This window comes from Pyxidicoccus sp. M6 (assembly GCF_055568925.1).
This window is the reverse complement of the sequence record NZ_CM145714.1, coordinates 736,791-762,928: the sequence shown is the minus strand read 5'-3', so window position 1 is coordinate 762,928 and position 26,138 is coordinate 736,791. Positions and strand designations below refer to the sequence as shown.

Genomic DNA, 26,138 nt, shown 5'->3' with positions numbered 1-26,138 from the left:
CCCCGGCGCCAATGCGGCGCACGAGGGTATAGGGTCCGAAGCGAACGGGCCCCTCGAGGGGCTCCGGCTCAATCGGCCTTGCCAAGCGAGCGGAAGGCCTTTCTCGCCGCCGCGAGCACGTGCGCCACTTCCGGCTCGCCAATGGCCAGCGAAACGAACGCCGCCTCGAACTGGCTCGGCGGCAGGTAGACGCCCTCGTTCAGCATGGCGTGGAAGAAGCGGCCGAAACGCGCCGTGTCCGCCTTCTTCGCCGAGGTGTAGTCGTAGACGGGCTCGCCCGTGAAGAACACCGTGAGCATGCTGCCCACGCGGTTGAGGGTGACAGGCACCTCCGCGGACTTCGCCTCGGCGGCGAGCCCTTCGGCCAGCATGCGGCTCACCTCCTCCAGTCGCTTGTACGTGCCGGGCGCCGCGAGCGCCTTGAGGCACGCCATGCCCGCGGCCACCGCCACCGGATTCCCGGACAGCGTGCCGGACTGGTACACCGGCCCCGCGGGCGCCACCTTCGACATGATGTCGCGCCGGCCGCCGTACGCGCCCAGCGGCATGCCGCCGCCAATCACCTTGGCCATGGTGGTGAGGTCCGGCTTCAGCCCGTACAGCTCCTGCGCACCGCCGCGCGCGAGCCGGAAGCCCGTCATCACCTCGTCCATGACGAAGAGCACGCCGTGCTTCTGGCAGAGCGCCTGGAGTCCCTCGAGGTAGCCCGGCTTCGGAATCAGCACGCCCATGTTGCCCACCACGGGCTCGATGATGGCGCAAGCGATGTCCTTGCCCTTCTCCGCGAAGATGCGCTCCACGGCGGCGAGGTCATTGAAGGGCGCGGTGAGCGTCAGCTTCGCGAGCGCCTGCGGCACGCCCGGCGAGTCCGGCAGGCCCAGAGTCTCCACGCCGCTGCCCGCCTTCACGAGGAACGGGTCTCCGGCGCCGTGGAAGCAGCCCTCGAACTTGAGGATGTAGTCGCGGCCGGTGAAGCCGCGCGCGACGCGGATGGCGGCCACGGTGGCCTCGGTGCCGCTGGAGACCAGGCGCACCATCTCCACCGCCGGCATGGTGGCGCAGATGAGCTCGGCGAACTCCACCTCGGCCGCGGTGGGCGCTCCGAAGGTGGTGCCGCGCTTCGCCGCGTCGACGAGGGCGTCCACGATGGGCGGGTACGCGTGCCCGAGGATGAGCGGGCCCCAGCTCCCCACGAGGTCGACGTAGCGGTTGCCGTCCACATCCGTGAGCCACGCGCCTGCGCCCTCACGGAAGAAGACGGGGTCACCTCCCACGCCGCGGAAGGCGCGCACCGGAGAGTTCACTCCACCCGGGATGCGCGCCTGTGCACGGGCGAAGAGGGCCTGACTGTGAGCGTGGTTCATGGCGGGTTCCATAACACGCGGCACGGGCCCGCCTGCCGTCCACCCTCGCCCGCTCCCATGCCCACCGCTTCTCCGTTCCGTCAGGACCCGATTATGGACACTCCCTGGAGGGGCGGAAGAAACAGCCTTCTCCGAAAATCGTTCTAGATTGGATTCTTCCACTCAGGCCGGCATGGAGCGCCGGGCCCCGTGAGCGTGGAGCAGTCGGCGAAGGATGAGCGCATGCGAGCGGGGATGCGGTGGGCGATGCGGGCGGCGAGCACGGTGGCCTGCCTGCTGGCGGAGCGGCCACGGACGTAGGACCTGCTCGACAAGGCACGCCGCGCCCGTGATGCCGTCGTCCGCCCCTGGACAGCTCTCGCCGCCGGAACGTCACTCAGCGGAATGAACGTTCCTTCCGGCGGAACCCCGCCCGGAAACCCGAGCACTCCGTCCTCCACTTTCCTGCTTTCGTGCCCTCAACCTCGGTGGGCCCGGGTGTCCGGGAGTGGCCCCGTCGAGCCGGGAGAGACGCGCATGACGCAGAAGATGGTGGAAGCACAGCAGACGCTCGGGGCGAGCGGTCTGAAGGTCTCGCCGCTGTGCCTGGGCGGCAACGTGTTCGGCTGGACGTGCGACGAGACCACCTCGTTCGCGGTGCTCGACGCCTTCCTCGACGGCGGCGGCAACTTCATCGACACGGCGGACGTGTACTCGCGCTGGGTGCCGGGCAACAAGGGCGGCGAGTCCGAGACCATCATCGGCAAGTGGCTCACCTCGCGGCGCGTGCGCGACCGCGTGGTCATCGCGACGAAGGTGGGCGCGCAGACGGAGCTCGGCACCGGCCTGGGCCGCGAGCACATCCAGCGCAGCGTCGAGGCCTCGCTGCGCCGGCTCCAGGTGGACACCATCGACCTGTACTACGCCCACTACGAGGACCCGAAGACGCCTCCCGAGGAGACGATGGAGGCCTTCAACTCGCTCGTGCGCGCCGGCAAGGTGCGCGCGCTGGGCGCGAGCAACCACACACCGCAACGCCTCACCGAGTCGCTGGAGGCCTCGAAGCGCGAAGGGCTCGCCCGCTACACGGTGCTGCAGCCGGAGTACAACCTCGTCGCGCGCGCCCACTTCGAGAGGACGCTGCGCGAGTTGTGCGAGCCCGAGGACATCGTGGTGGTCCCCTACTACGGGCTCGCCTCGGGCTTCCTCACCGGCAAGTACCGCAAGGGCCAGCCGACGCCTCCGTCTCCCCGCGCCGCGGGAGTCCTGAAGAAGTACGACAACGCGCGCGGCTGGGGCGTGCTGGAGGCGATGGACGGCGTGTCCAAGAAGCACCGTGCGACGCTGGCCCAGGTGGCGCTCGCGTGGCTCGTGGCCCAGCCCACCGTCGTCTCCCCCATCGCGAGCGCGACGTCCGTCGAGCAGGTGCGCGAGTTGCTCGGGGCGTTCACGTTGAGACTGGACGCGGAGGACCTGCGTGCGTTGGACGTTGCGTCCTCGCGTGAGGCCTGAGCAGGCTCAAGTGCCATGAGCGACTCCAAGACTCTCAAGACCGCCGACCTCTGCGACGAGCACTCCAGTGCTCCGCACTTCCAGATTGCCGAGTCCGGCTTCCTCGATTACGGCGGCCGCCGAAGCTTCTCCGGTCCCATCAGCACGGTGCGCGCGCCCGAGGACAACTCGCTCGTGCGCAAGGCGCTGGAGGAGCCCGGCCAGGGCCGCGTGCTGGTGGTGGACGGCGGAGGCAGCCGCCGCTGCGCGCTGGTGGGAGACATCCTCGCCGCGCTCGCGGAGAAGAATGGCTGGGCCGGCGTGGTGGTGAACGGCTGCATCCGCGACGCGGAGGAGGTGGGCCGCACCGCCGTCGGCGTGAAGGCGCTCGGCACGCACCCGCTCAAGAGCGGCAAGCGCAACGAGGGCCAGCGCGACGTGGAGGTGCGCTTCGCCGGCGTCACCTTCAAGCCGGGCCATTACCTCTACGCGGACGCGGACGGCATCGTCACGTCGGAGAAGGCGCTGCACTGACGTCCCGCGCGAAGTCGACCACGGCCCGGGTGAAAACCCGTGGCCGGGTGATGGGCGCGTCGTGACTGCCGGGGCCGATGTGCAGTCTCGCGTGACGCAGCCTGCCCGCGAGCCTCCGTGCGCAGTCGGGCGGCATGGCGTGGTCATGCCGTCCCCATGCCACCAGCGTGGGCACCGCCACCCACGGCGCGAAGCCGAGCACGTCAGGCCCGCGCACGCGTCCAACGTGACGCGCCAACTTCCCAGCCAGCCTGCAGCCCATCGCCGAGAGCACCACGTCGCCCGGGGTCTCCACCCTCGAACCCGCCCGGCACTGAGGCTCAGCGCGCGCTCCGCTCCCACGCCTCGCGAGGCCAGATGAGCGCCGTCGTGTCCTCACTTCCCGACGCCAGCCATTGGCCATCCGCGGAGAAGGCCAGGGCGCGCACGACGTCCCGGTGCCCTTCGAGCACGCCGAGGAGCCGCCCGTCCAACTGACACACCCGCACCCGCCCGTCCTCACTCCCGAGGGCCACGCACTGACTGTCCTCGGTGAAGGCGAAGGTCGAGATGGGCGACGGTGACTCCAGCTTGCGCAGGCGCTCCGGGTGCTCGAGGTCGACGAGGACGAGCGTGCACGGCTTGTCGATATAGGCAAACCACCGGTCGTCCGGAGTGAACCGCATCTGCCACACAATCGTGCCGCGCGGGAACTGCTCGGAGCAAAGCACCCCATGCTCCAGGTCCCATATCCGGATGGACGTATGCGCCTCCGGTGGCGACCTGTGGCTTTCCCACGTGGCCAGGAAACGCCCATTCCGCGCGAGCGCGCGGGCCTCGTCCTTCACGATGGGCAGTGGCACCTTGCGAAGGAGTCGCCCCGTGTGGGCGTCATGCACGATGGCGAGCCGCCCCGCTTCATCCTCGCGCACGTGAGCGACGCGCGCGCCGTCTCCCGACCAGCTCATGCGGTAGGGCCTGAAGCCGCCCTCGGGCTCCACCAGGCTTCCCGAGAGGACGCCGACGATGACATCCGGCCACGTGGAGACCCACATGTCCCCATCCGCAAGGCAGTCATGCTCGATGAAGCCGTGCCGCATCTCGAACCAGCGATACACGTCCGTACAGGACACCTCGGTGCCGGTCGCGCAATCCCAGACGCGCAGGGTGCCATCCCACGCGTAGGTCAGCAGGCGGCGCCCATCCCGGGAGAAGGTGACCTCCCTGAGCGAGCCACGGTGTGCATGCACCGGGCCCGTCCTTCCCGTCGACACCTCGAGTGGCAGGAGGACGTCTGCTCTTTGTTGATAGAAGGACACGTACCGCCCGTCGGGAGAAACCACGGGCCGGCCCCATTCCAGGCCGCAGTCCGTGGGCAGGGGGAACTCCTGCACCACCGCTCCCTGGAAGTGCAGCTCGACCGTGCCCTCCCCCATCTTCACCATCGTGCCATCCGGGAGGAAGCACCGGACGCACGCGTCCTCCGGTCGCCCGGGTGGCAAGGGCGTGCCGGTGCGCACGTGAAACGTCATGGGAAGCCAGGGTCCCAGCGTCGCGAACGAGCAGGTCAGCTGCGCACCGTCCGGGGAGAAGTTGAGCCACGGCCAGGACTTATCGCTCCCCGCCAACGCCCATTGCCGGGCTCCGGTCTGGAAGTCGAAGGCACACAGGCGAGCCCCGTCGTACGCGTTCCTCCACTCCTGTTCGAGGGTGATGACCTGCGTGCCGTCAGGCGAGAAGGTGATGAGCTCCGTGCCGGCGGTTGCGCCCTCCGAGCAGACGTGGCAGATGGGCTCATCGCGCTCCAGGTCGAGCACGGCGAAGCCGTCCGGTGCATCCGTTCCGGCCAGCAGGGTTCGTCCATCGCGGGACAGCGCGAGGCAGCGGACGGAGCGCGCGAGCGTCCAGCGCCGCAGCTCGGTGCCGTCCTCCGCGTCCCACAGGCGCACCGTGCCATCACATGACGCCGTCGCGATGCGCTTCGCGGACACGTAGAGCGCGGCGTGCAGGAAGTCGGTATGTCCCGCCAGCACGACGAGCTCGCGCCCGTCCTCCAGGTCCCAGACGCGCGCCGTCAGCCCCTGGGCCGACAAGAGCCGCCGCGAGTCGGGAGAGAAGCAGACCGCATACATCCCGCGGTTCGTCGCATCCGGGGGATGCCAGAAGCGATGTGTGCCACAGCGTGAAAGGGCACCAGGGGGCAGCGGATCACCGAAGACGTCCAGCCGGTCGGGTTCGCGCATATCGGGGCTCGCGCACGGACGAACAGCGCTCCATATTCCTGACGGGATTGTGGCGCTATGCAGGCCCGCTCCGCTCCCACGCCTCACGGGGCCAGATGAGTGCCGTCGAGTCCGAGCTGGCCGATGCCAGGAACTCTCCATCCGACGAGAAGGCCAGTGCGTACACCCCCACCGGGTGGCCTTCGAGCGAACCGATGAGCCGCCCCTCCGGACTCCAGACCTGGATGCCACCCTCGAATGCGCCGGTGGCGACGCGCGTCCCGTCCTCGGAGAACGCGATTGCGGACACGCCCACTCCCGCCTCCAACCGGATGCGTCGCTCCGGGCATGCGACGTCCACGAGCACCACCACGTTCTCTTCATCACGGAAGTACAGCCACCGCGCATCGGGAGAGAACCAGACCCGCGGCGAGTACAGATGCCACCAGGACTTCCGCGACCACAGTGGCATCACACAGCGCGGAGCACGACGTTCCAGGTCCCAGAGGACTCCCGTCGCCCGCTCGGGATTGGGCTCCCGTGGGCGCTCGGAGGTCAGCAGGAGTCGTCCTGTCCGGGACAGCGCCAGGAGCGGCCGGTCCTCATCGAGGGCGATGGGCACGCGCCGCAACAGCCTTCCCATGCGCGTGTCGTGGATGTGGACCGTTCGTTCTCCCTCGACGTATTCGTATTCGAGAGCCGCGAGCAGCACACGGTCATCGGACCAGACGTTCTGGTAGTCCGAGCAGTAGCCCTCGACCGGGACCTCGGTGCCCTCGAGAAGGTCGCGAAGGAACAGCTCCCCCCAGCGCCGTAACTGGAGCGCCCGCCCGCCGTGCAGGTGGATGAAGCGGTCATCCCACACATCCAGCATCCTGCACTCCACCTGCCTGCCCGAATCGCGTTCCCAGGTCCGCAGCGTTCCGTCGGCCCCGTACGTCAGCAGGCGCTCACCGTCCCGTGAAAAGGTGAGCTTCGTGACGTAGCCCCGGTGAGCGCGCTCCGGATGCGCCTTCCGCGCCTGGAGGTCCAGCAGGAGGAGGGAGGCGGGTCCGCGCGCGAAGGAAGCCCACCGCCCGCCCGGCGCCACCACGGGCTCCCATCCGGAGCAGTAGTACGCATAGGGAATGCGAGCCCAGCGCTCCAGCGCCCCGTCACGGAAGATGACCAGCCGGCCATTGATGACTCGGGCCTCCGAGCCATCGGCGAGCGTCACCGGCCTTCCCCGGGCCAGCCCGGGAATCGCCAGCAGCTCGCCCGTTCGGGCGTCGTACTCGTGAACCACGGGCCGCTGGTCCTTCACGAAAGCGGGGCACCGAATCCGCTGTCCGTCGGGAGAGAACGCTGCCCACGCTCCGAACCCCAGGTAGCGCGGCGGCGTTGCCCACCGCAGCGTCCAGGTGGCCGTGTCGAAGACGCACAGCCGGAAGTCCTCGTTCGTCTGCTCCACGAGGACGACCTGCGAGCCGTCAGGCGAGAACGACAGCGTGCACGGTCCGCCTATGCTCTCCTCGGGATGCACACGCCGGAGCAGCGCCCCGGTGTCGAGGTCGAGCACGGTGAAGCCGTTCGGCCACCAGGCGCCAGCCAGCAGCGTGCGCCCATCCGGTGAGAGCGCCAGGTGGCTGATGCCTTGCTGCTCCAGTGGCCAGCACCGCACCTCCACACCGCGCTCCGCGTCCCAGAGCCGGACCGTGTTGTCATCCCCCGCCGTCGCGATACAGGTGCTGGAGACGTAGAGCGCGGCATTCACCCGCTGCGTGTGGCCGGAGAGTGACAGCAGCTCGCGGCCATCCTCCACGTCCCAGATGCGCACCGTCATGCCCACGGCCGAGAGGACCCGACGGGCATCCGGCGAGAAGTCGACGGCACGCAACTCCTGGAGACAGGCCTCGGTCGAGCCGGGCAGGTGCAGGAAGCGCAACGTGCCGCAGCGACTCAGCGCCTGAGCCGGAAGAGGGTCACCCCAGATATCCAACGAGGAAGGAGGCAGGGCGTCCGGTTCGCTCATGTCGGGCGGCGGCAGGGACGTACGAGGCCGTACGCCCTGACAAGACGCCCTACCCGCGCCGCCACCACTTCCTGCGCGCTGCCCGCACGTCGGACCAGTCCACCAGACAGTCCTGCACGTTCTCCTGGCCGCGCTGCGCGTCGGGCATGTCTCCGGACTCCACGCGGGCAATCAGCTCCGGCAGCCGCTCATAGAACGTGGGCGAGCGGTACTGCGGGTGCAGCGTCCACAGGCCAGGCGCCGTGCCCTGGAAGTCCAGCCGCCACAGGCCGCGCCGAACCATGAGGCGGGTGACGAGGTTCTCCGGCTCGCGGTACGGCGGATTACCAGCGCGCAGCGCACGCAGCACGTGAATCGGCGGCGCCAGGCGCGCACGCAGCGGGCCCACTCTGCGAACGAAAGCCTCGCGGTCCACGAAGAACACGCGGCTGCTGAAGCGGCGGTAGCGGAACCCACCGGGCACTCGCCCATCCGGCTCGTACCAGCGCGCGTCTCCCGCCACCGTGCCATCCGCGCGCGGCGGCCCCGCGAGTGGGCTGCAGCTCAGCAAATCCTCACGCGCGGCGAGGTGCGCCTGGGCCTCCGCCATCCACGCGCGCGAGCCGCCGCCGATGAGCATGTCCGCGTCCAGGTGCAGCACGTGCCGGTGCGTCGCCGCCGCGAGTCCGAAGAAGTACGAGTGGTACGGCCCGCCGCGCGAGTCCTTCATCGGCAGCGTCGTGCCCCCGAAGAACTGCTCCGACAGGGCCCGAGTCCTCGCCGGCGAGTAGTCCACCTCCACCACGCGGATGCGCGAGTCGGCGGCGGACAGCTCGGACAGGAGCCGCTCCATCTTCGGCTTGCGCTCCTCCCACGCTCCCGCGAAGCGCGCTCCCTGGCTGCGGTGCAGGTCGATGACCAGCAGCACCTCCTGCACGGAGGGCGCGAGCTGGCGGAGTTGGTGTGGGAGGATGAGCCGCGCGTGGGGGTAGTCCGTCGGCGCGAGGTTGATTTGCAGGGTGACGGGGCTCACGGCGTGTCCCCTTGCCACACCCGAGCCTCACGGCACAACTGATGGGAGTGCACGCCCCGGGAGTCGAACCCGGCGATGTCGGTACGTCAGACCGATGCCGTCTCCAGCTGGCTCGGCGTGCATGAAGCGAAACTCATGGTCCTGGCAGGAGTCGAACCTGCGGCCTCTCGGTTCGCGGCCGAGTGCTCTCATCCACTGAGCTACAGAACCTCAAATCACCACATGTGGCCCTGGCAGGAGTCGAACCTGCGGCCTCTCGGTTCGCACCCGAGCGCTCTCATCCACTGAGCTACAGGACCAAAGGGACTGCGAGTGCCCCGTACGGGAGTCGAACCCGTCTTTCCGCATTGAGAGTGCGGTGTCCTCCGCCGAATAGACGAACGGGGCAGGAGGGATGCTGCGAGTGAAGGGACCCGGAAATGGAAGAGGCCGGGTCCCCTCTGGGAGCCCGGCCTCTGGCCTCGTCATGCCCTGTCCGAAGACGGGCACCGGGACTCAGAGTCGGGGTCGGCTGTCACGGAAGGACGCGATTCCGTCCAGCCACTCGAGCTCGTCGGGGACGGGCTCGGGCTCGGGGTTCGCGGCCGGAACGGCGAGGCCACGGACGATGTCGTTGCGACGGATGTTGCGACGTTCGGAGATGCTCATGGTCACCGCTCCTTTCAGAGGGAAATGACGTCTCCGGAGCGCGTCTCCTGACACGCCATTTCCGCCCGGCTGCCCGCATGCCCTACGCTTCCGCGCATGAGCACGCTCACGCTTCCCACCGAGGCCGTCGTCATCGCGTATGACGAGCGAGATGGCCTCGGCACGCTTCGCACTGCGCAGGGCGTGGAGGTCCGCTTCGGCGCCTCGGCCTGCACGGACTTCGTCCCCGAGCAGGGCATGAGCGTGTGGCTGGTGGAGACAAAGCCTGACCCGCTCGGCCGGGGTGAGCGCGCCAGCGTGGTGAATCGCTCGGGCCACGTGGTGAAGGACCGGCTCACGCAAATCTGGGAGGAGCACGCCGCGTCGGACGCCGCCTACGAGCGCGAGGTGGCGCTGCTCGAAGCGCTGGGCCTTCCGGGAGAAGACATCGAACCTTCGGACTACGAGACGCTCTCTCCGGAGGACCGAGTGCGCCTGGCCGAGGGTGTGATGGAATTGCGGCGCACCTCGCGGCTCTTCGAGGAGGCGTTCACCGCCCTCACCGAGCTGGACCCCACCCTGCTGCACCCGTACCTCGGTGAGCTGTCACATCAGCACGAGCTGGAAGCGCTGGCGTGGACGGATGCGCCTACCAGCGCCCTCGCCCCGTTGATGGACGCGCTGCGGATGGACTGGCATCCACAGAAGTACGTCTCGGTGGAGGACCCGGTGGCAGCGGCGGCCCTGGCGCTCGCTCGCTCCGGACGCGAGGGCGCCCTGCGCGTGCTCGAGGCGTGGGTGGGCGCGCTCGACGAGGGCGCTCGGATGGAGGCCCTGACCTGGCTGCGCCGCGCCAACGTGGTGCCGCGCACCTCCGGGAAGCTGGTGCGCAACTTCACGCCCGCATGCCTGGAGGTGCTCCCGGAGGAACCTCGCGAAGACGAGGAACCCGTCGCCCGGGGGACGCTGTGGCGTCCCATTCCGGGTGCGACGTGCATGAAGTGCGGCAGCGGACTGGTGGACGCGCTGCATCTCGACGGAGACGGCGCGGAACATGGGCTGCCCTGGCCCGCGCGCCTGCCCACCTGCTTCACCTGTCTCAGGGAGGGCGGGACGGTCCACGTGGAGATGTCACCGGACGGCGCGCTGTGGAGCATGGGCGCGGACCGCACCTCGAAGTTTCCCCAGCGCCCGACAACCGTCGAGCCTCAGCCGGTGGACTTCGTACCGGGGCGCACCTGGCGCAGCATCATGATGAGCGACGAAGGGCGGCTCCACCGGCTGGGCGGAGCACCTCCCTGGGTCGAGTACCCGGTGGCGCCACCGTGCCCGCGCTGCCAGGAGCCCATGCATGCCGTGGGTCAGGTCCGCGACGACGAATCCGACTTCTCGGACACGGGCATGCTGTACGGCGTCGCGTGCGAGGGGTGCCGAATCGTCACCACATTCACACAGTAGGGCTGAGTGCCGCGCGCGGGATTCGAACCCGCACTCTCTGCGTTCTGAGTGCAGTGCCTCTACCAGTTGGGCTAACGCGGCGTGTACGAGAGCGCTCCGACAGGGAATCGAACCCTGTTCACACGGTAGACGGCCGTGCTGCGATCCAATCGCATCCCGGAGCAGATACGAACGACGGGGACTTCCATGCCGCGAGCGGGAGTCGAACCCGCAACCTCTGCACTCTGAATGCAGCGCCTCTACCAGGTTGGGCTACCGCGGCGTTGAGTGGAACCACCGGGATTCGAACCCGGACCTCTCGGATGCGAACCGAGAATTCTCCCGTTGAAACCATGGTCCCATATGTCGTGGACCCCTCTGGGAGTTGAACCCAGACCTCCCGGTTCACGAACCGAGCGCTCTCCCCGAGCTTGGAATCCATATGTCTGTGATTGCTACGAGAGCGATCGACGGGACTCGAACCCGCGCACACCTGGATGGCACTCAGGGGCCTTACCTCTCGGCCACGATCGCATTTGCTGCGAGTACCCCGTACGGGAGTCGAACCCGTCTTCCCGCATAGAGAGTGCGGTGTCTTCCGCCGATAGACGAACGGGGCAGGAAGGGACTGCATGACCCGGAAATGAAAGAGGCCGGGTCTCCTCTGGGAGCCCGGCCTCTGGTCTCTTCGTGCCTCGTCGTCAGACGGGGCGCGGAGGTTCAGAGAGTCCGGGTGGACGCGAATCCAGAGCGGTGAACAGGCCAGCGAGTGCGAGCGCGTCGATGCCGATGACAGTGTCGTTCAGGTATTCGGGATTCATCGGGCTCGTCAGGTTCGCCGTGTTCATGGTCACCGCTCCTTTCAGCGAAAATAGACGCGCGATAAATGCGTCCCTGACACGTGACAGGTTTTTCTCCCTCGGCTATGCCCTGGAGCCACGATGTCCGCCGGTGAAGTGAAGCAGGGTTATGAGGAGTGGGCGCCTCCCGCCGGGCTCGCGGAGGCGGTGGATGCCTTCTGGCGCTTCACCGCCCCGCCCCTCGGCGCCGCGCCGTCGAGCACCCGGGTGCTGCCCGACGGCTGCACGGACGTCATCTTCAGCTTCCGCGGTACGCGCGGCCGGACGTGGATGGACGCTCCGGAGCTCACGGTGGTGGGGCCCATGGAGCGCTTCGCCCTCGTGCCCCTGGACCCTGGCGCGGTGAGCTTCGGTGTGCGGCTCAAGCCCGGCTGGGCGCTGCCCCTCCTCGGGGTGAGCCCCCGCGAGGTGTGCGGCCTCAACGTCCCCGTGGCGGACTGCGCGCCGGGCTTCACCGAGCTCCAGCGGCGGCTCGAGGACAGCGCCTCACCGGCGCGCGCCCTGGCCCTCTTCCAGGAGACCTTCGTGCGGCGGCGGACGTCGCTGCGTGCCGAGCCCCATCCCCGCGCCGCTCGGGCGCTGCAATCGATTCAGTCCTCGGGAGGTCAGGTGCGCATGTCCGAGCTGGCGCGGACACTGGGCGTGAGCGAGCGCACCCTGCACCGCGACGTGCTGGACGAGGCCGGCGTGGCGCCGAAGCTGCTCGCCCGGGTGCTCCGCTTCCAGCGGGCCGTGAAGCTGCTGCGCTCCGGGGCGGAAGGAGACCTGACCTCCGTGGCGCTCACCTGCGGCTACTCGGACCAGGCCCACCTGTCGCGCGAGGTGCGCGACCTGGCGGGCGTGACACCTGGAGCGCTCACCGGCTGACGTCTGTCCGATTCCTTCAAGACAGGCCCGGGCGCTCCGTGAGAACACCGCCCCACGCTGCTTCACCTCTTCACCGGAGTGCTCCGCCATGAAGCTCGGCTACGTCATCCTCTACGTGCAGGACGTGCCCGCCACCGTCGACTTCTACGAGAAGGCCTTCGGCCTGCAACGCCGCTTCCTCCACGAGAGCAACACCTACGCGGAGATGGAGACGGGCGCCACGGCGCTGGCCTTCGCGGTGGAGGGACTGGCGAAGGAGAACGGCCTCACCATGCGGCCCAACCGGACGAAGGAGGACGCGGCCGCGGTGGAGGTGGCGCTCGTCACGCCGGACGTGAAGGCCGCCTACGAGCGCGCGGTGAAGGCCGGCGCCACGCCCGCCCAGCCGCCCAAGCAGAAGCCCTGGGGACAGACGGTGGCCTACGTGCGGGACATCAGCGGAGTGCTCGTGGAGCTCTGCACGCCGATGTCCGCTTGAGTCGAGTGGAACCACCGGGAATCGAACCCGGATCTCCCGGACGCCAGCCGGGTGCTCTCCCGTTGAGCCATGGCCCCATTTGAAACACAGACAGGGTGTATCGAGTCGGGATGACTGGATTCGAACCAGCGACCTCGCGCACCCCAAGCGCGCGCTCTTTTCCAAGCTGAGCTACATCCCGATAAGCAGTCGGCGGGACTCGAACCCGCATGGTCCTGAGTGGCGCTCAGGTGCCTCACCTCTCGGCCACGGCTGCGTGTGCTGCGTGCTGCGTGAGTACCCCGTACGGGAGTCGAACCCGTCCCACCGCATTGAAAGCGCGGTGTCCTGTTCCGCTAGACGAACGGGGCGTCGGCACTGCGTGGGCCCGGAAATGGAAGGGGCCGGGTCCCCCTCTGGGAGCCCGGCCCCTGGCCACCCTTGCCTCGTCGGGTGACGAGGCAGGCGAGGCTCAGGCTCCGGGCGGTTCACCGCCGGCGGCGGGTCCCAGCAGGGCGGGTTCGGAAGCGGCGTTCATGGACTCGGGGTTCATCGGGCTCGTCGGGTTCATCGTCACCGCTCCTTTCAGCGAAAAAGGACGCGGCGGAAAATCAATGCCTGACATGGGCGATGTCGCATCCTTTTTGTGACAAGCCGCCCGCGCCTTCGCCCTGCGCCGGACACCTCCGGCCGCTCGGGGCTGACCCGAGGGGCGAATAGGAGTAAGAGGAGGAAGGAGGCCGTCTCCCCCCAGGCCGAAGGGTCTCTGGACGACCTCTCCCCCTCGATGAAGACCGCCCGCCTGCTCGCACTGTCCGCACTGCTCGCCCTGTCGGGCTGTTCGGCGTCCGACGACTCCTGCATCACCACGACGCTCTTCGACGAATCCACCGTGGGAGGCCCGCCCACCTTCCGCGTGGATGCGCCGGCGTCATTCAAGGTGTCCGCCGTGCAGACGCTGTCCTGCAACGGAGAAGCCAGCTCGCAGGTGCCGGACAGCGTCACCGCCGAGGTGTTCGACCCGGACAACCAATTGGTGCCCTCGCAGGTGAGCCTGGGCGCGAATGGGACGTCCGCACTCGTCAGCTTCACGCCGAAGACGACGGGACGGCACCACGTCCTCGTCGCCTTCGCGCCGGTGGGCAGCGTGCAGCAGCTCGGGGTGTACGTGGCGCGAGACTGGACCGGGAGCACCACCGCCACCACGCTGCCGCTGCCCCGGTGCACGCAGCTGGACCGCACCACGCGAGGCACCTGGCTGTGTGACGGAGTGGCGGTGCACGCGAGCGGGCGCACCCAGCGGCTCGGCACCTCCACCTCCTCGCTTCCGCCGGATGTCGCCGTCGCGGGCAACGTCGTCTGGGTGGTGGGCAGCGAGGGCCGCGTGCGCCGCTTCCTGGACACGGGCGGCACGGAGCTCGAGCTGACCGGCTCGCTGCTGCTCAGCACGTCGGCGCCGGTGACGACCCTCCAGAGCCGGCTCGCCACGGAGAACGAGCTGTGGGTGCTCGACACCCAGCGCCTGCACCGCTTCGTCTTCACGGAGGCCGGCGTGCTCGCCGCCGCGGGCTCCACGACGTGGGGCACCGGCATCGAAATCCCCTTCGGCATCGACAACACGACGGGGCTGCTGGTGCGCGTGTCCGCGAAGCGGGTGCTGGTGGTGCGGATGACCTCCCGGCCGGACAGCCAGGCGTGCCCCTTCCAGGTCGGGCAGGACGACGTCTTCGCCGCCACGGGCGAGCCCTGCGTGCCGCTGCGAGGCATCCCCGTGGGCTACGAGGACGGCGTGGTGTGGATGCGCGCCGGCGAGCCCTTCCAGACAGGCGGACAGACACTGCAGCGGTGGGTGGTCTCGGACGGAGCGCTGGTGGAGCAGGGCTCCCTGGTGCTGGACGCGCAGGTCGAGGGCATCAGCTCCGCGCTCCGCGCGGGCTTCCTCGTCCCCGACGTCCGCCTGGGCATCCAGCCGGCCTCGCTCTCCGTGCTGCCGGTGGTGTCCCCGGCGCAGGGCCCCCTGGGGCTGGAAATCCTGCCTGGCACCGCGGCGCTCTCCTCCGAGCTGCGCACCGTCTCCCCGCGCTTCTACTGGGAGGGTGACAACCGGGTGAGCGGCGCCAGCACGATGGTGTACGAGCGGCCCGCGGGCTGACGTGCGCCCGCTCCTCGCGCGGTCCTCCGCACACCGTGCGGCCCATGGGCGGGGAGGATGGCAACGCGCCGCTCCGCCATCACCTTCGAGGTGATGAGGGAAGCCAGGCCAGGTCCGAGGGAGGAAGGTCCTCCCCTGCTCGTCGAGGCCGCACCCGGTGATGGGCGGGACCTGGAGGCCATGCTGGCCCACCTGGGCCCCCCGCTCCACCGCGTGAGCGACGCAAGCACCGCGTGCGAGGAGCAGCCCCCGGCCTCCTGCATCCTCATCGACGCGCGCCAGGACTGGGAGGCCGGCTTCGAGCGGGCCTCACGGCTGCGCGCGACGCCCGCGCTGGAGCACACGCCCCTGCTGCTGGTGGTGCGGCCCCCGTTCGATGAGGAGGCCCTGCTGCGCGGCCATGCGCTGGGGCGGGTGGACTTCCTGCTGGAGCCGCTGCACCCGGACGTCGTCCGCGCCCGGGTGCGCACGGTGCTGGAGCTGCGGCGAAAAGAGGACGCCCTGCGGGAGGCGGTGGAGCGCGCGGAGAGCGCGGCGCGGGAGAGCGCACGGCTCTTGGAGACCATCGCCAGTGACTTCGCCGCGTTCCGGCGCTCGCAGGAGGAGCGGGAGCAACTGCTCACCGCCCACCAGTCGGAGAAGGACAGGCTGCGGGCCATCATCCAGCAGCTCCCCGTGGCGGTGCACCTCGCCGAGGCGCCCTCGGGCCGCACGCTGCTCGCCAATGACGAGGCCGAGCGGCTGCTCGGCCATCCGATGCTGGAGACGACCTGCATCGACGACTTCTCCCGCTACTACGCGGTCCACCCGGACGGGCGCCGCTACCGGGGAGACGAGTACCCCATTGCCCGGGTGCTGCGCACCGGCGAGCCCTGTGGCGAGGAGGACGTGCTGTACAGCCGCCCCGACGGCTCCCTGCGCACCTTCCACCTCAAGGCCGGTCCCGTCCGCGACAGCGAGGGGCGGCTCCAGGCGGTGGTGGCGGGCTTCTTCGACATCACCGCGCTGAAGCGCGCCAAGGAGGACCAGACCTTCCTCGCGTGCGTGAGCGAGACGCTGGCCAGCTCGCTCGAAGCGGAGGCCACGCTCACCCGCGTGGTGCGCCAGTGCGTCCCCCACCTCGGCGACGGGTGCTTCCTCGATTTGGTGGAGCCCGAGGGCGGCCTGCGCCGGCTCGCGGTGGCGCACCTGGACCCGGCCCGCGAGGCGATGGCCCGCGAAATCTCGCGGCGCTACCCCGTGCAGCTCGAAGCGCCCCATGGGCCCGCCGCGGCCATCCACACCGGAGGGACGTGGTGCGAGCCCTTCGTGGACGATGCGACCCTGGCCGGCTTCGCGCTGGACGCCGAACATCTGGAGATGCTGCGCGCGCTGAGCATCCATTCGGTGCTGTCGGTGCCCCTGCTCGCGAGGGACCAGGTGCTCGGGGCGCTGACGTTCATCCGCGGGCGCCCGGACCACCACCACGACGCGCAGGACAGGCGCGTGGCCGAGGACCTGGCACACCGGGCCGCGCTCGCGCTGGACAACGCGCGCCTCTACTCCGAGGCCCAGGCCGCGGTGCGCCTGCGCGACGAGTTCCTCACCGTGGCCTCGCACGAATTGCGCACGCCGCTGACGCCGCTGCAGCTCACGCTCGCCACCCTGGCGCGCGAGCTGTGGCGGGACGGCATCGCCTCACACGACACCCGGGCCCGGCACCACCTGGACGTGGCGCGCGCGCAGGTGCGCAAGCTGGCGTCGCTGGTGGGCGCGCTGCTCGACGTGGGGCGGCTCAACCACGGGCGGCTGACGCTGGAGCTGACGGAGGCGGATCTGGGCGAGGTGCTGCGCGAGGTCGCGGACTGGTTCGCTCCCGAGGCGGCGAAGGCCGGCTGCCGGCTGAAGCTGGAGTCCGCGGGGGACACGCGCGGGCGGTGGGACCGGTTGCGGCTGGAGCAGGTCGTCACCAACCTGCTCTCCAACGCCATCCGCTATGGGGCCGGTGGCGACATTCACGCGCGGGTGGAGGACCAGGGAGATTGGGTGCGACTGACGGTGCGGGACGAGGGCATCGGCATCTCCCCGCAGGACCAGGAGCGCATCTTCGGCCGCTTCGAGCGCGCCGTGTCCGGCCGCCACTACGGAGGCCTGGGGCTGGGCCTCTTCATCACCCGCAGCCTCGTGGAGGCGATGGGCGGCCGAATCGAGGTGGAGAGCCGGCCCCGGGAGGGCTCCACCTTCTGTGTCACATTGCCCCGCGCCGGGCCCCATGCCGGGAGCGGCGTCCCGGAGACTCCAGCCCGTTCCGTGGAACCCGTTGGAGCCCACACGGAGGGTGCGGACCCAAGCCCGGGGTGAGGGTCGCGAGAAAAAGCGCGGAATGTCGCCTGCCTGCCTCTCGCCGCGCCCCACGCTCGGGTGTAGAGAGGCCCGCGCGCCGCGTGTAACGCGACGCCCCACCCGCCGGAGGTGAGCCGATGATGGAAAGCCCCCAGAGCGCTTCGCTCTCCGAGGAGGACCTGCACGAGGTCTGGCCGGTGCTCTCCGTCGACGAGCGGCTGGAGGGCTTCCGGCTGTTGCCGCCGTCGGTGGCGGACGACTTCTTCATCAGCCTGTCCGCGAGGGACCAGGCGGAGCTCATCCTCCACCTGCCGCCCGGCGAGCGCCGCACGTGGGTGCGCGTGCTGCCCCCGGACGACCTCGCGGACCTGGTGCAGGCGGTGGAGCCCGAGCAGGCGGAGGCCATCCTCTCGCAGCTCGACGACGCCAGCCGACGCGAAGTGAATGTGCTGCTGGCCTACGCGGAGGACGACGCGGGCGGTCTGATGAACCCGCGCTTCGCCCGCGTGCGGCCGGACATGAGCATCGACGAGGCCATCGGCTACCTGCGCAAGCAGGCGCGCGAGAAGGTGGAGACCGTCTATTACGCCTACGCGCTGGACGCGGGGCAGCACCTGCTGGGCGTGCTCTCCCTGCGCCAGCTCTTCCAGGCCGCGCCGGACAAGAAGGTCGCGGACGTCATGCAGCGCGACGTCATCACCGTGGCGGAGAACACGGACCAGGAGGCGGTGGGCCGGCTGTTCAGCGAGCACGGCTTCATGGCCCTGCCGGTGCTCGACGAAGCGGGGCGGATGAAGGGCATCGTCACGGTGGACGACATCGTCGACGTGGTGCAGGAGGAGGCCACCGAGGACATCCAGAAGGTCGGCGGCATGGAGGCCCTCGAGGCGCCCTACTTCGAGGTGGGCTTCTTCGGCATGCTGAAGAAGCGCATCGGCTGGCTGCTGGTGCTCTTCCTCGGGCAGATGCTCACGGCCACGGCGATGAGCAGCTTCGAGGACGAAATCGCCAGCGCGGTGGTGCTGAGCCTCTTCGTGCCGCTCATCATCTCCTCGGGCGGCAACTCCGGCAGCCAGACGTCCACGCTCATCATCCGCGCGCTGGCGCTGGGCGAGATGCGGCTGAAGGACTGGTGGCGCGTGGCCCGGCGCGAGGCGCTGTCCGGCGTGGTGCTCGGCATCGTCCTCGGGCTCGTGGGCCTGTTGCGCATCGTCATCTGGCACACGGCGTCCGGTGCGTATGGCGAGCACTTCTTCCTCCTGGGCTGCGCGGTGGCGCTGTCCGTGCTGGGCGTGGTGACGTTCGGCACGCTGGCGGGCTCCATGCTGCCGCTGGTGCTACGACGCTTCGGGTTCGACCCCGCGAGCGCGTCCGCGCCCTTCGTGGCCACGCTGGTGGACGTCAGCGGCGTGGTCATCTACTTCACCGTCGCCAGCCTGATTCTGCGCGGTACGCTGCTCTGACGCGGCGAGGCCGGTAGCCTCTCGCGCGGGAGGCTCTTCGGCCCATGATTCGCACGACGCAAAGGCGCACCCTCACGCTGGAGTCCCCGGAGGCACCCGGCCGCCCCGCGCACGTGTCCGCGGCGAGCGGCCTGGTGCGCGCCGGCGCCTGGCTCTACATCGTCGCGGACGACGCCCTGCACCTCGCCGTCTTCCCCGTGGCCGGAGATGCACCGGGGCGCAGCGTGCGCCTGTTCCCGGGTGGGCTTCCGTCCGAGCCGGCGGCACGCAAGGCGGCCAAGCCGGACCTGGAGGCGCTATGCCTGCTGGGGCCGCTCGCGGACGCGCCGCATGGGGCGCTGCTGGCGCTGCCCTCGGGCTCCGCTCCGACACGGCTGCGTGGGGCGATAGTGCCGCTGGGCGCGGACGGGGCGCTGGCGGGGGAGGTGCGCACGGTGGACTGCACGGCGCTGTATGCGCAGCTCACGCGCGAATTGGGGCCGCTGAACATCGAGGGCGCGGCGGTGGTGGGAGGGCGGCTGCGGCTGCTCAACCGGGGCAATGGGGACACGGGCGTGGACGCGCTGGTGGACCTGGATTTGGAGCGTGCCCGGCGCGGACTGGAGGTGGGCGCGCTGAGGCCGGACGTGGTGCGCACCACGCGGCGGTGGGAGCTGGGCCGGGCTGGAGGCGTGCGGCTGTCCTTCACGGATGCGTCGCCGCTACCGGACGGAAGGCTGGTGTTCACCGCCGCGGCGGAGGACACGCGCGATGCCTACGCGGATGGAGTGGTGACGGGCTCGGCGGTGGGCGTGCTGGCGCCGGATGGAACGCCGGTGTTCCTGGACGCGGTGGACGCGAAGGTGAAGCTGGAGGGCGTGGACGCGCGCGTGGAGCGAGGGCGCGTGCACCTCTTGCTGGTGGCGGACGCGGATGACCCGGCGGTGGCGGCACCGCTCCTGGAAGCGGTGCTCGACGTGCCGGCGTGAGTCAGTTGTGCTCGTTGGCGGCTTCTTCGGGCCGGCCGCCCACGGCCTCCAGCGAGCTGCGGGCCGGGCGGTTGCGGTCGAAGGCGGCCTCGCGGCCCACGACTTCCGCGTGCGTGTTGGCGATGCGCTTGCGGGCCCGGGCGATGTAGTCCTGCACGAGCGACGGGTCCGGGTGCGTCTTCAGCGCCTCCACCCACGTCTCAATCGCCTTCTCGTTCTCCCCCGCGTCGGCCTTCAGCTTGCCCATCTCGAAGAGGGCGTGCGGCGCGAGCTCGGAGTCCGGGAAGCGGGTGCGCAGGTCCGCGAAGGTGCGCGAGGCCTCCTGGCGGCGGCCCTCAATCATCGAGACGGCCTGGGCCTGGAGGAAGAGCGAGTCGTCCACGAAGGCGCTGGTGGGGAAGCGCTCGATGAGCCGGCGCGTCTCCAGCTCGCACTGCTGATAGTCACCGAGCTCGAAGTAGAGCTTGGCGACCTGGTAGTGCAGCTCGGCGCCCTGGGGCGGGTTGAGCTTGAGGGCGGCGGTGAGCTGGTCGATGGCGCCGCGCAGGTCGCGGTAGTGAACGCGCAGGAGCTCCGCGAGGATGATGCGGGCGTCGAGCGCCTCGGGCGAGTCCGGGCATTGCTGGATGAGCTCGCGGTAGACGCCGACGGCCTCCTTCACCTTGCGCTGCTCCAGCCAGTACACGTCGGCGGCGCCCTTGAGGGCGCGGGCGCGGAAGACGAGCGCCTCGGCGGACTCGTCGTGGCGGAGCGCGTCGAAGGCCTTGCGGTACTCGACGAGGGCCTCGTCGGGGCGCTTCTCGAAGGTGGCGTCGCGGGCGCGCTGGAGGTGGTCCACGGGCTTGTCGCGGCAACCCACGCCGGCGAGGGCCAGAAGGGCGAGCGCGATTCGCAGGCGCCGCACTAGCAGGCCTCCGGAGTCACGAGGATGCATTGCGAGTCCTCACAGCGCACGCACTCGGCCACGGGGGACACGTCGGTGACGCACACACTCACACGCGAGGTCCGAGGGCAGTCCTCGGAGGTGACGCAACGGTAGACCTCCCCGTTGTCACGGGTGATGTTGGAGGTCGTGGAGCCACAGACCTCCAGGTCATTGCATCCGAGGAGCCCCACCGCGATGGCGGCGAACGCTCCATAAGCGTCGCGTCTCACGGCGGCGTTTCTAGCCGGATTCGCCCGCGCCGTCACGGAACGCGGCGTTCGCCTGCCTGCTGCCGGGACGGGCGTGTGGCCCCGAGGCTGGCGGCACCAAATCATGAAAGACGTGCTTTTCATGGTGAGCCCGGTAATGCCTTCGCGTGGGCTCGGGCGTTGCAGGAGTGGGGCTACAGCCATGAAATGCTTCGAGACAGCCCAGGTGGTGGAGCCTCAGGCACGGACCAGCGCGGACCACGTGGACATCCTGTCCTGGGGTGACGCCGTGGTGCTCGTGGTCGCGGATGGTGCGGGGAACTCGCGGCGGGGAACCGAGGCTGCTGCCGCGGTTGTCCAAGCGGTGCGGGCCGCCGTGAACGAGCGCCCGGACCTGGAACGGCCCGAGGCGTTGAGCGACATCCTGACACGTTGCGACGAAATGCTCGCGTCAACGGGACAGGGAGGAGAGACCACCGCCATGGTCGCCTGCGTCACCGGGGAGCGCATCCTCGGGGCCAGCGTGGGGGACTCGGAGTTGTGGCTGATGGAGGGTGATTCGCACCGCGTCCTCACCGAGCATCAGCATCGCAAGCCGCTGCTCGGAAGCGGTGAGGTCCTGCCTGTCTTCTTCGACGTGTCGTGGACCGGAGGCACGCTGCTCGGCGCGAGCGATGGCTTGTTCAAGTACGTGGACGCGCGCCGCATCCGAGCGGTGGCCGCCGGGCCGGACCTCTCCGCCGCCGCCCGTGCGCTGGCCACGCTGCCGAGGCTTGCGTCAGGTGGCCTGCCGGATGACGTCGGACTCGTGCTGTGCCGTCGCAGGTGAGGAATCCGTCCATGTCCGAGGTCATCCACTTCTACAGCGTCACCGACGACCACGGCTGGTGCTCGAACTTCGCGCCCTACCCCATCCAGCTCCGGGGCAAGACGTGGCCCACGAGCGAGCACTACTTCCAGGCGCAGAAGTTCGAGGACGCGAAGGACCAGGAAGAGGTCCGCCAGGCCCGCACGCCGATGCTCGCCGCGCGCATGGGGAGGGACCGCAAGCGCAAGCTGCGCCGCGACTGGGAGTCCACCAAGGTCTCCGTCATGCGCGAGGCCGTGCGCGCGAAGTTCACCCAGCACGAGGACCTCGGCCGTCTGCTGCTCGACACCGGGGACGCGAAGCTCGTCGAGCACACGGACAATGACGACTACTGGGGTGATGGCGGAGACGGCAGCGGACGGAACATGCTCGGCCGCATCCTGATGGAGGTCCGCGAGGAACTGCGGAAACGACACGCATGAGCCTTCCCCCGCGTCCCCGAGCCGTCGTCACCGGTGCAGGCAGTGGCCTGGGCCGCGCGCTCTGTGAGGAACTGGCTCGGCGCCAGGCCCGCGTGCTCGTCTCGGACATCGACGCGGCCTCCGCCGAGGAGACCGCCCGCCGCGTCACCGCCGCCGGTGGCGAGGCCCGCGTCCACGTCTGTGATGTCTCCCGCCCTGAGCAGGTGGAGTCCCTGGCCGTGGCCGCCGAGAGCGCCTTCGGCGGCGTGGACCTGCTCGTGAACAACGCGGGCGTGCTGAGCGCGGGACGCGTGGGAGAGCTGCCGCTCGCGGACTGGAAGCACGTGCTGGACGTCAACCTCTGGGGCGTCATCCACGGCTGCCACGTCTTCGTGCCTCGGCTTCGCAAGCAGGGCGCGGGGCATGTCCTCAACATCGCCTCGGCGGCGGGGCTGCTGTACGCGCCGGACCTCGCGCCCTACAACGCGTCCAAGGCCGCGGTGGTAGCGCTCTCCGAGACGCTGTCCGCCGAATTGCGCGCTTCAGGTATCGGCGTCACCGTCGCGTGCCCCACGTTCTTCCGCACCAACATCGCCAGCGCGGGGCGTTACTCCGACAGCGCACTGCGCACGATGGGGACGCGGATGGTGGAGAAGGCCCGCGTGGGGCCGGACGTGGTTGCACAGAAGCTCTTGAAGGCCGTGGACCGGGGTGCGCTCTACGTGCTCCCCATGGCGGATGCACGGTGGGGCTGGCGCTTGCGGCGCCTGTCTCCCGGCCTGTTCCATCGCGCCGTCATCGCCGTCGATGGGTACATGCGCAAGCGGCTGTTGCGGAAGGGCACGCCATGAACACACGCGCCAACGACAACCGCGGACGCGCCTTCACCAGTGGGCTGTTCCTCTTCCTGGGCCTCTTCATGGGTGGCGGAGCGCTCGGAGTGATGGTGGGCGAGGCAGCCAGGGACCTCTTCGGGCTGTTCCTGGGTTGGCTCCTGGGCGCACTGCTCGGAATCATCCTGGGGCGTGGCTGCTCCGGCGTCAGTCCTACGACCAGCGCCTTCGCACGGGCGCGCTGGGGCTCGCGGTGTTCGTGCGTGCTCGGAATCTTGAGCTCGTTCGTGACTGGGTTCAGCCGCATGCGCTTCTAGGCCGTGCCCTTCACGGCGCCGTCGCGCACAGCTCCAGCTCGACGAGCGTCTCCGGCGGCTTGCCGTCCGTGCCCGGCACGCAGAACGGCTTCACCAGCTCCCGCGCCTCGTCCTTGCGGCCCTGCGCCACGAGCACGTGCCCCAGCTCCTCGTGGAGCATGAGCGGCAGCGCGGTGCCCTCGAAGAAGTGCTCCAGGATGTGCTGCTCGGAGAGCGCCGTGCGCAGCTCCCGCTCGGCGCCGGGCCAATCATTCGCATCCATCAGCACCATCGCCTGGAACAGGTGCGAGCGCGGGTCCCTCGGGTAGCGCTCCAGCAGCGCCTTCGCCTGCGCCATTCCCTCCGCGCCCGTCTTCGGCAGCGCCTCCGCGGGAATCAACTCCAGCTCCAGCACGGAGTCCTTCCAGTATTGGTGAGCGAAGCCCAAGCTCACCACGAGCGCCACCATCGTCAGCACTCCCACCACGCCCACCGGAAGGGTCGCGGGCGGCGCCGGCTCCTTCCGGGCCCACACCTTCACCAGCACCCACCCCACCGCGCCGCCGGCCAGCGCTCCGCCCAGGTGTGCCGCGAAGTCAATCGTCCCGCCCGTGCGCGACACGCCGAGGGGAATCAGCGACGGAATCAGCAACTGCAATGACAGCACCTGGAGCTGCGCCCGCTCCGGCCCCACCGGGACGCGACGGCTCAGCGCCAGCAGCGCCGCCAGCAAGCCCATCAGCACGCCCGACGCCCCCACCGACACCACCGTGTCGGGGTTGATGAGCATGGACAGCGCTCCACCCCCGAGCGCCCCCGCGAGCAGCAGCAAGCCCATCCACGCGCGGCCCACCAGGCCTTCCACCATGGCCGCCACGAACCACAGACAGACGCCATTGAGCGCGAGGTGGAAGACGTCTCCATGCAGCAGCGGCGCCATCAGCAGGCGCCACCACTGTCCCGCCTCCAGCACCAGTCCCGAGTTCACCCCGCCCATCGCCACCAGCGTCCGCACGCCGGGCGCGAGCAGCCCGTCACCCTTCTCGCCCACGCCGAAGAACTGCTCCACCGCGAAGCCCAGCACCAGCAGCGCCAGCAGCGTGGGCGTGAGCACCGTCGTCCGCTCGGGCGGCGGCGCCAGCGCTTCCTCCGCCTCCACCTTGCGCGGCTCCTTCAGCAGCTTGCGCAGGTAGCCCGCGGACACCTTCGCGCGGCGCCACGTGCTGGTCCACACCGTGCCCGGCGCCGAGATGTCCACGTGCATCGCGTGCAGGTGCACCTTGTGGAACAGGCCCAGGCGGTACTGCTCCAGGCGCTTGCGGTCCTCATCCGTCAGCGGCGCGCCGCCCACCTCGATGATTTGCAGCCCGACGGGCAGCTTCGTGCCGCTCATCGTGCCCGTGTACTTGAGGCACTCCTTGCCGATGCGCTCCATCGCCGCGACGTCCAGGCCGAAGCGGCGCGAGGGCTCGCGCTCGCAGTCCACGATGCAGACCATCACCGCGGACATCCCATCTGAGTACGTCAGCACCCCGTCCGACGCCGCCGCCAGCTCCTCCGCTTCCGGCACGGTGCCCTCGTGGAAGCCGTGGTCCACCACCAGCCTGCGAGCGAGGTACCGGGCGAAGGATTCCTCCTCCACCGGCGTCACCGGTGCGACGGCGCCCTCCTGCGTGGACTGCGGCACGGAGGACTCGGACGGCTGCGGCGTGGACACGGAGGACATCCCTTCGCGACAGGTGACGCCCGCGAGCCTGCCCGAAACCCGAAGCCCCCCGCCAGCCACCCCGCCCCCGCGCCGCTCATCCCGCGCGCCGACCGCTCGTGGAGTATCCGGGTTCGCCACGCCCCGGGTGCGTACCGTTCGTCCCGTACCTATCGCCCCATACCCATTCCGGGAGTCGCCCATGTGCCTTTGCCGTGTTCCCCCACTCGCCGTGATGATTGCCGTCATCCTGCTCACCGGCTGCGCCACCACCTCCACCGGCGAGGCCTCTTCGGCCACGGCGGCCACCGCTCCACAGCCCTTCCACGTGGAGCGCTCCGGACAGGGACGTCCGCTCGTCTTCATCCCCGGCCTCTCTTCGTCCGGTGAGGTGTGGAACGAGACGGTGGCGCACCTGCAGGGGAAGTACGACTGCCACGTCCTCACGCTCGCCGGCTTCGCGGGCCAGCCCGCCATGCCCGCGCCCTTCTTCGCCACCGAGCGCCGCGCGCTCGCGGACTACCTGCGCTCGCAGGGGCTGGAGAAGCCCATCCTCGTCGGGCACAGCCTCGGCGGCGTGCTCGCGATGGCAGTGGCCGTGGACGTTCCGGAGCTCGTGGGCGGCGTCGTCATCGTCGACAGCCTGCCGTTCCTCCCCGCCTCCATGGACCCGAACGCCACGGCCGAGAGCATGCGCCCGCGCGCCGAGGAGATGCGCACGATGATGCGCATGCAGACAGTGGAGCAGCGCAGCCAGCAGTCGCGCATGGTGCTGCGGAACTTCATCACCGACGAGAAGAAGGTGGATGTCGCCGCGCGCTGGGGCGCCGATTCCGACCACGAGACCGTGGCCAATGCCATCTACGAGCTGAGCACCACCGACCTGCGCCCCGAGCTGCCTCGCATCACCGCGCCTACGTTGGTGCTGGGCTCGTGGGTGGGGCTGAAGGAACGCGGCGTCCCGCGCGAGGCGGTGGAGGCCGTGTTCCGGAGCCAGTACGCGAAGCTGTCCACCGCCCGTGTCGTCCTGAACGACAAGGCCCGGCACTTCATCATGTGGGACGACCCGGAGGGCTTCTTCCAGGAGCTCGACGGCTTCCTCGGCACCCACGCGTCCGTCGCCCAGGTGCAGCCCCACCACTGAGTGTGATGGACT

The 26,138-nt window shown here is 69.9% G+C and carries 24 protein-coding genes and 14 tRNA genes; 14 read left to right on the top strand and 24 right to left on the bottom strand.

Annotated features, from left to right (window positions below):
• Positions 1–68 precede the first annotated feature (68 nt).
• Positions 69–1,364, bottom strand: coding sequence for a glutamate-1-semialdehyde 2,1-aminomutase (gene hemL / locus ACVTJA_RS03235; RefSeq protein WP_465833684.1), 1,296 nt, complete (start codon positions 1,362–1,364; stop codon positions 69–71).
• 516 nt (positions 1,365–1,880) lie between these two features.
• On the opposite strand from hemL, the gene ACVTJA_RS03230 reads away from it, so the two are divergent.
• A complete protein-coding gene (locus ACVTJA_RS03230; RefSeq protein ID WP_465833682.1) occupies positions 1,881–2,855 on the top strand; it encodes an aldo/keto reductase in 975 nt (324 codons plus the stop codon).
• 15 nt (positions 2,856–2,870) lie between these two features.
• Positions 2,871–3,368 (top strand): ribonuclease E activity regulator RraA, encoded by a 498-nt coding sequence (gene rraA, locus ACVTJA_RS03225; protein WP_465833680.1) that lies wholly within the window; start codon positions 2,871–2,873, stop codon positions 3,366–3,368.
• Positions 3,369–3,688: 320 nt separating this feature from the next.
• Here rraA and ACVTJA_RS03220 read toward each other — a convergent pair whose 3' ends face one another.
• From ACVTJA_RS03220 to ACVTJA_RS03185, 8 genes are all read right to left on the bottom strand, one after another.
• Positions 3,689–5,590, bottom strand: a complete 1,902-nt coding sequence (locus ACVTJA_RS03220) for a WD40 repeat domain-containing protein (RefSeq protein ID WP_465833678.1) — start codon at positions 5,588–5,590, stop codon at positions 3,689–3,691.
• Between the two features lie 55 nt (positions 5,591–5,645).
• Entirely contained in the window at positions 5,646–7,580 is a 1,935-nt protein-coding gene (locus tag ACVTJA_RS03215) for a WD40 repeat domain-containing protein (protein WP_465833676.1), read from the bottom strand.
• Between the two features lie 49 nt (positions 7,581–7,629).
• Entirely contained in the window at positions 7,630–8,592 is a 963-nt protein-coding gene (locus ACVTJA_RS03210; RefSeq protein WP_465833674.1) for a hypothetical protein, read from the bottom strand.
• Between the two features lie 48 nt (positions 8,593–8,640).
• A tRNA-Val gene (locus ACVTJA_RS03205) sits at positions 8,641–8,713 on the bottom strand.
• A 15-nt stretch (positions 8,714–8,728) separates the two neighbouring features.
• A tRNA-Arg gene (locus ACVTJA_RS03200) sits at positions 8,729–8,802 on the bottom strand.
• Positions 8,803–8,817: 15 nt separating this feature from the next.
• A tRNA-Arg gene (locus ACVTJA_RS03195) sits at positions 8,818–8,891 on the bottom strand.
• A gap of 14 nt (positions 8,892–8,905) precedes the next feature.
• Positions 8,906–8,979 (bottom strand) — tRNA-Glu (locus tag ACVTJA_RS03190).
• 108 nt (positions 8,980–9,087) lie between these two features.
• A complete protein-coding gene (locus ACVTJA_RS03185) occupies positions 9,088–9,240 on the bottom strand; it encodes a hypothetical protein (protein WP_465833672.1) in 153 nt (50 codons plus the stop codon).
• Positions 9,241–9,336: 96 nt separating this feature from the next.
• Between ACVTJA_RS03185 and ACVTJA_RS03180 the strand changes: the two genes are divergently transcribed.
• Positions 9,337–10,677: a hypothetical protein gene (locus ACVTJA_RS03180; RefSeq protein WP_465833670.1), complete on the top strand. Its 1,341-nt coding sequence runs from the start codon at positions 9,337–9,339 to the stop codon at positions 10,675–10,677.
• A gap of 7 nt (positions 10,678–10,684) precedes the next feature.
• On the opposite strand, the gene ACVTJA_RS03175 is transcribed toward ACVTJA_RS03180, so the two are convergent.
• The 7 genes from ACVTJA_RS03175 to ACVTJA_RS03145 form a co-directional block, all read right to left on the bottom strand.
• Positions 10,685–10,758, bottom strand: a tRNA-Leu gene (locus ACVTJA_RS03175).
• 106 nt (positions 10,759–10,864) lie between these two features.
• Positions 10,865–10,939 (bottom strand) — tRNA-Leu (locus ACVTJA_RS03170).
• 6 nt (positions 10,940–10,945) lie between these two features.
• Positions 10,946–11,017: transfer RNA gene (locus ACVTJA_RS03165), tRNA-Ala, on the bottom strand.
• 8 nt (positions 11,018–11,025) lie between these two features.
• Positions 11,026–11,096: transfer RNA gene (locus ACVTJA_RS03160), tRNA-Thr, on the bottom strand.
• Positions 11,097–11,118: 22 nt separating this feature from the next.
• A tRNA-Gly gene (locus ACVTJA_RS03155) sits at positions 11,119–11,190 on the bottom strand.
• A 12-nt stretch (positions 11,191–11,202) separates the two neighbouring features.
• Positions 11,203–11,275: transfer RNA gene (locus ACVTJA_RS03150), tRNA-Glu, on the bottom strand.
• An 82-nt stretch (positions 11,276–11,357) separates the two neighbouring features.
• Positions 11,358–11,504: a hypothetical protein gene (locus ACVTJA_RS03145; RefSeq protein ID WP_465833668.1), complete on the bottom strand. Its 147-nt coding sequence runs from the start codon at positions 11,502–11,504 to the stop codon at positions 11,358–11,360.
• Between the two features lie 93 nt (positions 11,505–11,597).
• On the opposite strand from ACVTJA_RS03145, the gene ACVTJA_RS03140 reads away from it, so the two are divergent.
• Both ACVTJA_RS03140 and ACVTJA_RS03135 read left to right on the top strand, forming a co-directional pair.
• The gene (locus ACVTJA_RS03140; protein ID WP_465833666.1) at positions 11,598–12,383 is read left to right on the top strand and encodes a helix-turn-helix domain-containing protein; all 786 of its coding nucleotides are present in this window, start codon (positions 11,598–11,600) and stop codon (positions 12,381–12,383) included.
• Between the two features lie 88 nt (positions 12,384–12,471).
• Positions 12,472–12,861: a VOC family protein gene (locus ACVTJA_RS03135; protein ID WP_465833664.1), complete on the top strand. Its 390-nt coding sequence runs from the start codon at positions 12,472–12,474 to the stop codon at positions 12,859–12,861.
• 6 nt (positions 12,862–12,867) lie between these two features.
• On the opposite strand, the gene ACVTJA_RS03130 is transcribed toward ACVTJA_RS03135, so the two are convergent.
• The 5 genes from ACVTJA_RS03130 to ACVTJA_RS03110 all read right to left on the bottom strand — a co-directional run bounded on the left by ACVTJA_RS03130 (position 12,868) and on the right by ACVTJA_RS03110 (position 13,465).
• Positions 12,868–12,938 (bottom strand) — tRNA-Ala (locus ACVTJA_RS03130).
• Positions 12,939–12,966: 28 nt separating this feature from the next.
• Positions 12,967–13,042: transfer RNA gene (locus ACVTJA_RS03125), tRNA-Pro, on the bottom strand.
• 3 nt (positions 13,043–13,045) lie between these two features.
• A tRNA-Gly gene (locus tag ACVTJA_RS03120) sits at positions 13,046–13,117 on the bottom strand.
• Positions 13,118–13,138: 21 nt separating this feature from the next.
• A tRNA-Glu gene (locus ACVTJA_RS03115) sits at positions 13,139–13,211 on the bottom strand.
• 101 nt (positions 13,212–13,312) lie between these two features.
• Positions 13,313–13,465, bottom strand: coding sequence for a hypothetical protein (locus tag ACVTJA_RS03110; protein WP_465833663.1), 153 nt, complete (start codon positions 13,463–13,465; stop codon positions 13,313–13,315).
• Between the two features lie 162 nt (positions 13,466–13,627).
• Between ACVTJA_RS03110 and ACVTJA_RS03105 the strand changes: the two genes are divergently transcribed.
• The 4 genes from ACVTJA_RS03105 (at position 13,628) to ACVTJA_RS03090 (ending at position 19,745) form a co-directional block, all read left to right on the top strand.
• The gene (locus tag ACVTJA_RS03105) at positions 13,628–14,992 is read left to right on the top strand and encodes a hypothetical protein (RefSeq protein WP_465833661.1); all 1,365 of its coding nucleotides are present in this window, start codon (positions 13,628–13,630) and stop codon (positions 14,990–14,992) included.
• A gap of 57 nt (positions 14,993–15,049) precedes the next feature.
• Positions 15,050–17,332 (top strand): hybrid sensor histidine kinase/response regulator, encoded by a 2,283-nt coding sequence (locus ACVTJA_RS03100; RefSeq protein ID WP_465833660.1) that lies wholly within the window; start codon positions 15,050–15,052, stop codon positions 17,330–17,332.
• Between the two features lie 119 nt (positions 17,333–17,451).
• Positions 17,452–18,777, top strand: coding sequence for a magnesium transporter (gene mgtE, locus ACVTJA_RS03095; RefSeq protein WP_465833659.1), 1,326 nt, complete (start codon positions 17,452–17,454; stop codon positions 18,775–18,777).
• Positions 18,778–18,821: 44 nt separating this feature from the next.
• On the top strand, positions 18,822–19,745 hold the full coding sequence (locus tag ACVTJA_RS03090) for a DUF6929 family protein (RefSeq protein WP_465833658.1): 924 nt from the start codon (positions 18,822–18,824) through the stop codon (positions 19,743–19,745).
• 1 nt (position 19,746) lies between these two features.
• Here the strand turns inward: ACVTJA_RS03090 and ACVTJA_RS03085 are convergent, their stop codons facing one another.
• Complete coding sequence (locus ACVTJA_RS03085; RefSeq protein WP_465833656.1) at positions 19,747–20,649, bottom strand: tetratricopeptide repeat protein; 903 nt, start codon at positions 20,647–20,649, stop codon at positions 19,747–19,749.
• The gene (locus tag ACVTJA_RS03080) at positions 20,649–20,900 is read right to left on the bottom strand and encodes a hypothetical protein (RefSeq protein WP_465833655.1); all 252 of its coding nucleotides are present in this window, start codon (positions 20,898–20,900) and stop codon (positions 20,649–20,651) included. Before ACVTJA_RS03080 ends, ACVTJA_RS03085 begins: the two co-directional genes overlap by 1 nt.
• Positions 20,901–21,081: 181 nt before the next feature.
• Here ACVTJA_RS03080 and ACVTJA_RS03075 point away from each other — a divergent pair, with 181 nt between their 5' ends.
• From ACVTJA_RS03075 to ACVTJA_RS03060, 4 genes are read left to right on the top strand one after another with little or no spacing between them, the layout of a single operon-like run.
• Entirely contained in the window at positions 21,082–21,708 is a 627-nt protein-coding gene (locus ACVTJA_RS03075) for a protein phosphatase 2C domain-containing protein (RefSeq protein WP_465833653.1), read from the top strand.
• Between the two features lie 11 nt (positions 21,709–21,719).
• Complete coding sequence (locus tag ACVTJA_RS03070) at positions 21,720–22,169, top strand: NADAR family protein (RefSeq protein WP_465833651.1); 450 nt, start codon at positions 21,720–21,722, stop codon at positions 22,167–22,169.
• Positions 22,166–22,999, top strand: a complete 834-nt coding sequence (locus ACVTJA_RS03065) for an SDR family NAD(P)-dependent oxidoreductase (RefSeq protein WP_465833650.1) — start codon at positions 22,166–22,168, stop codon at positions 22,997–22,999. The genes ACVTJA_RS03070 and ACVTJA_RS03065 overlap by 4 nt, the downstream gene beginning before the upstream one ends.
• The gene (locus ACVTJA_RS03060; RefSeq protein ID WP_465833649.1) at positions 22,996–23,298 is read left to right on the top strand and encodes a hypothetical protein; all 303 of its coding nucleotides are present in this window, start codon (positions 22,996–22,998) and stop codon (positions 23,296–23,298) included. The genes ACVTJA_RS03065 and ACVTJA_RS03060 overlap by 4 nt, the downstream gene beginning before the upstream one ends.
• 10 nt (positions 23,299–23,308) lie before the next feature.
• Here the strand turns inward: ACVTJA_RS03060 and ACVTJA_RS03055 are convergent, their stop codons facing one another.
• The gene (locus tag ACVTJA_RS03055; RefSeq protein WP_465833647.1) at positions 23,309–24,994 is read right to left on the bottom strand and encodes a rhomboid family intramembrane serine protease; all 1,686 of its coding nucleotides are present in this window, start codon (positions 24,992–24,994) and stop codon (positions 23,309–23,311) included.
• 190 nt (positions 24,995–25,184) lie between these two features.
• Here ACVTJA_RS03055 and ACVTJA_RS03050 point away from each other — a divergent pair, with 190 nt between their 5' ends.
• Complete coding sequence (locus ACVTJA_RS03050) at positions 25,185–26,126, top strand: alpha/beta fold hydrolase (protein WP_465833645.1); 942 nt, start codon at positions 25,185–25,187, stop codon at positions 26,124–26,126.
• Positions 26,127–26,138: the final 12 nt, after the last annotated feature.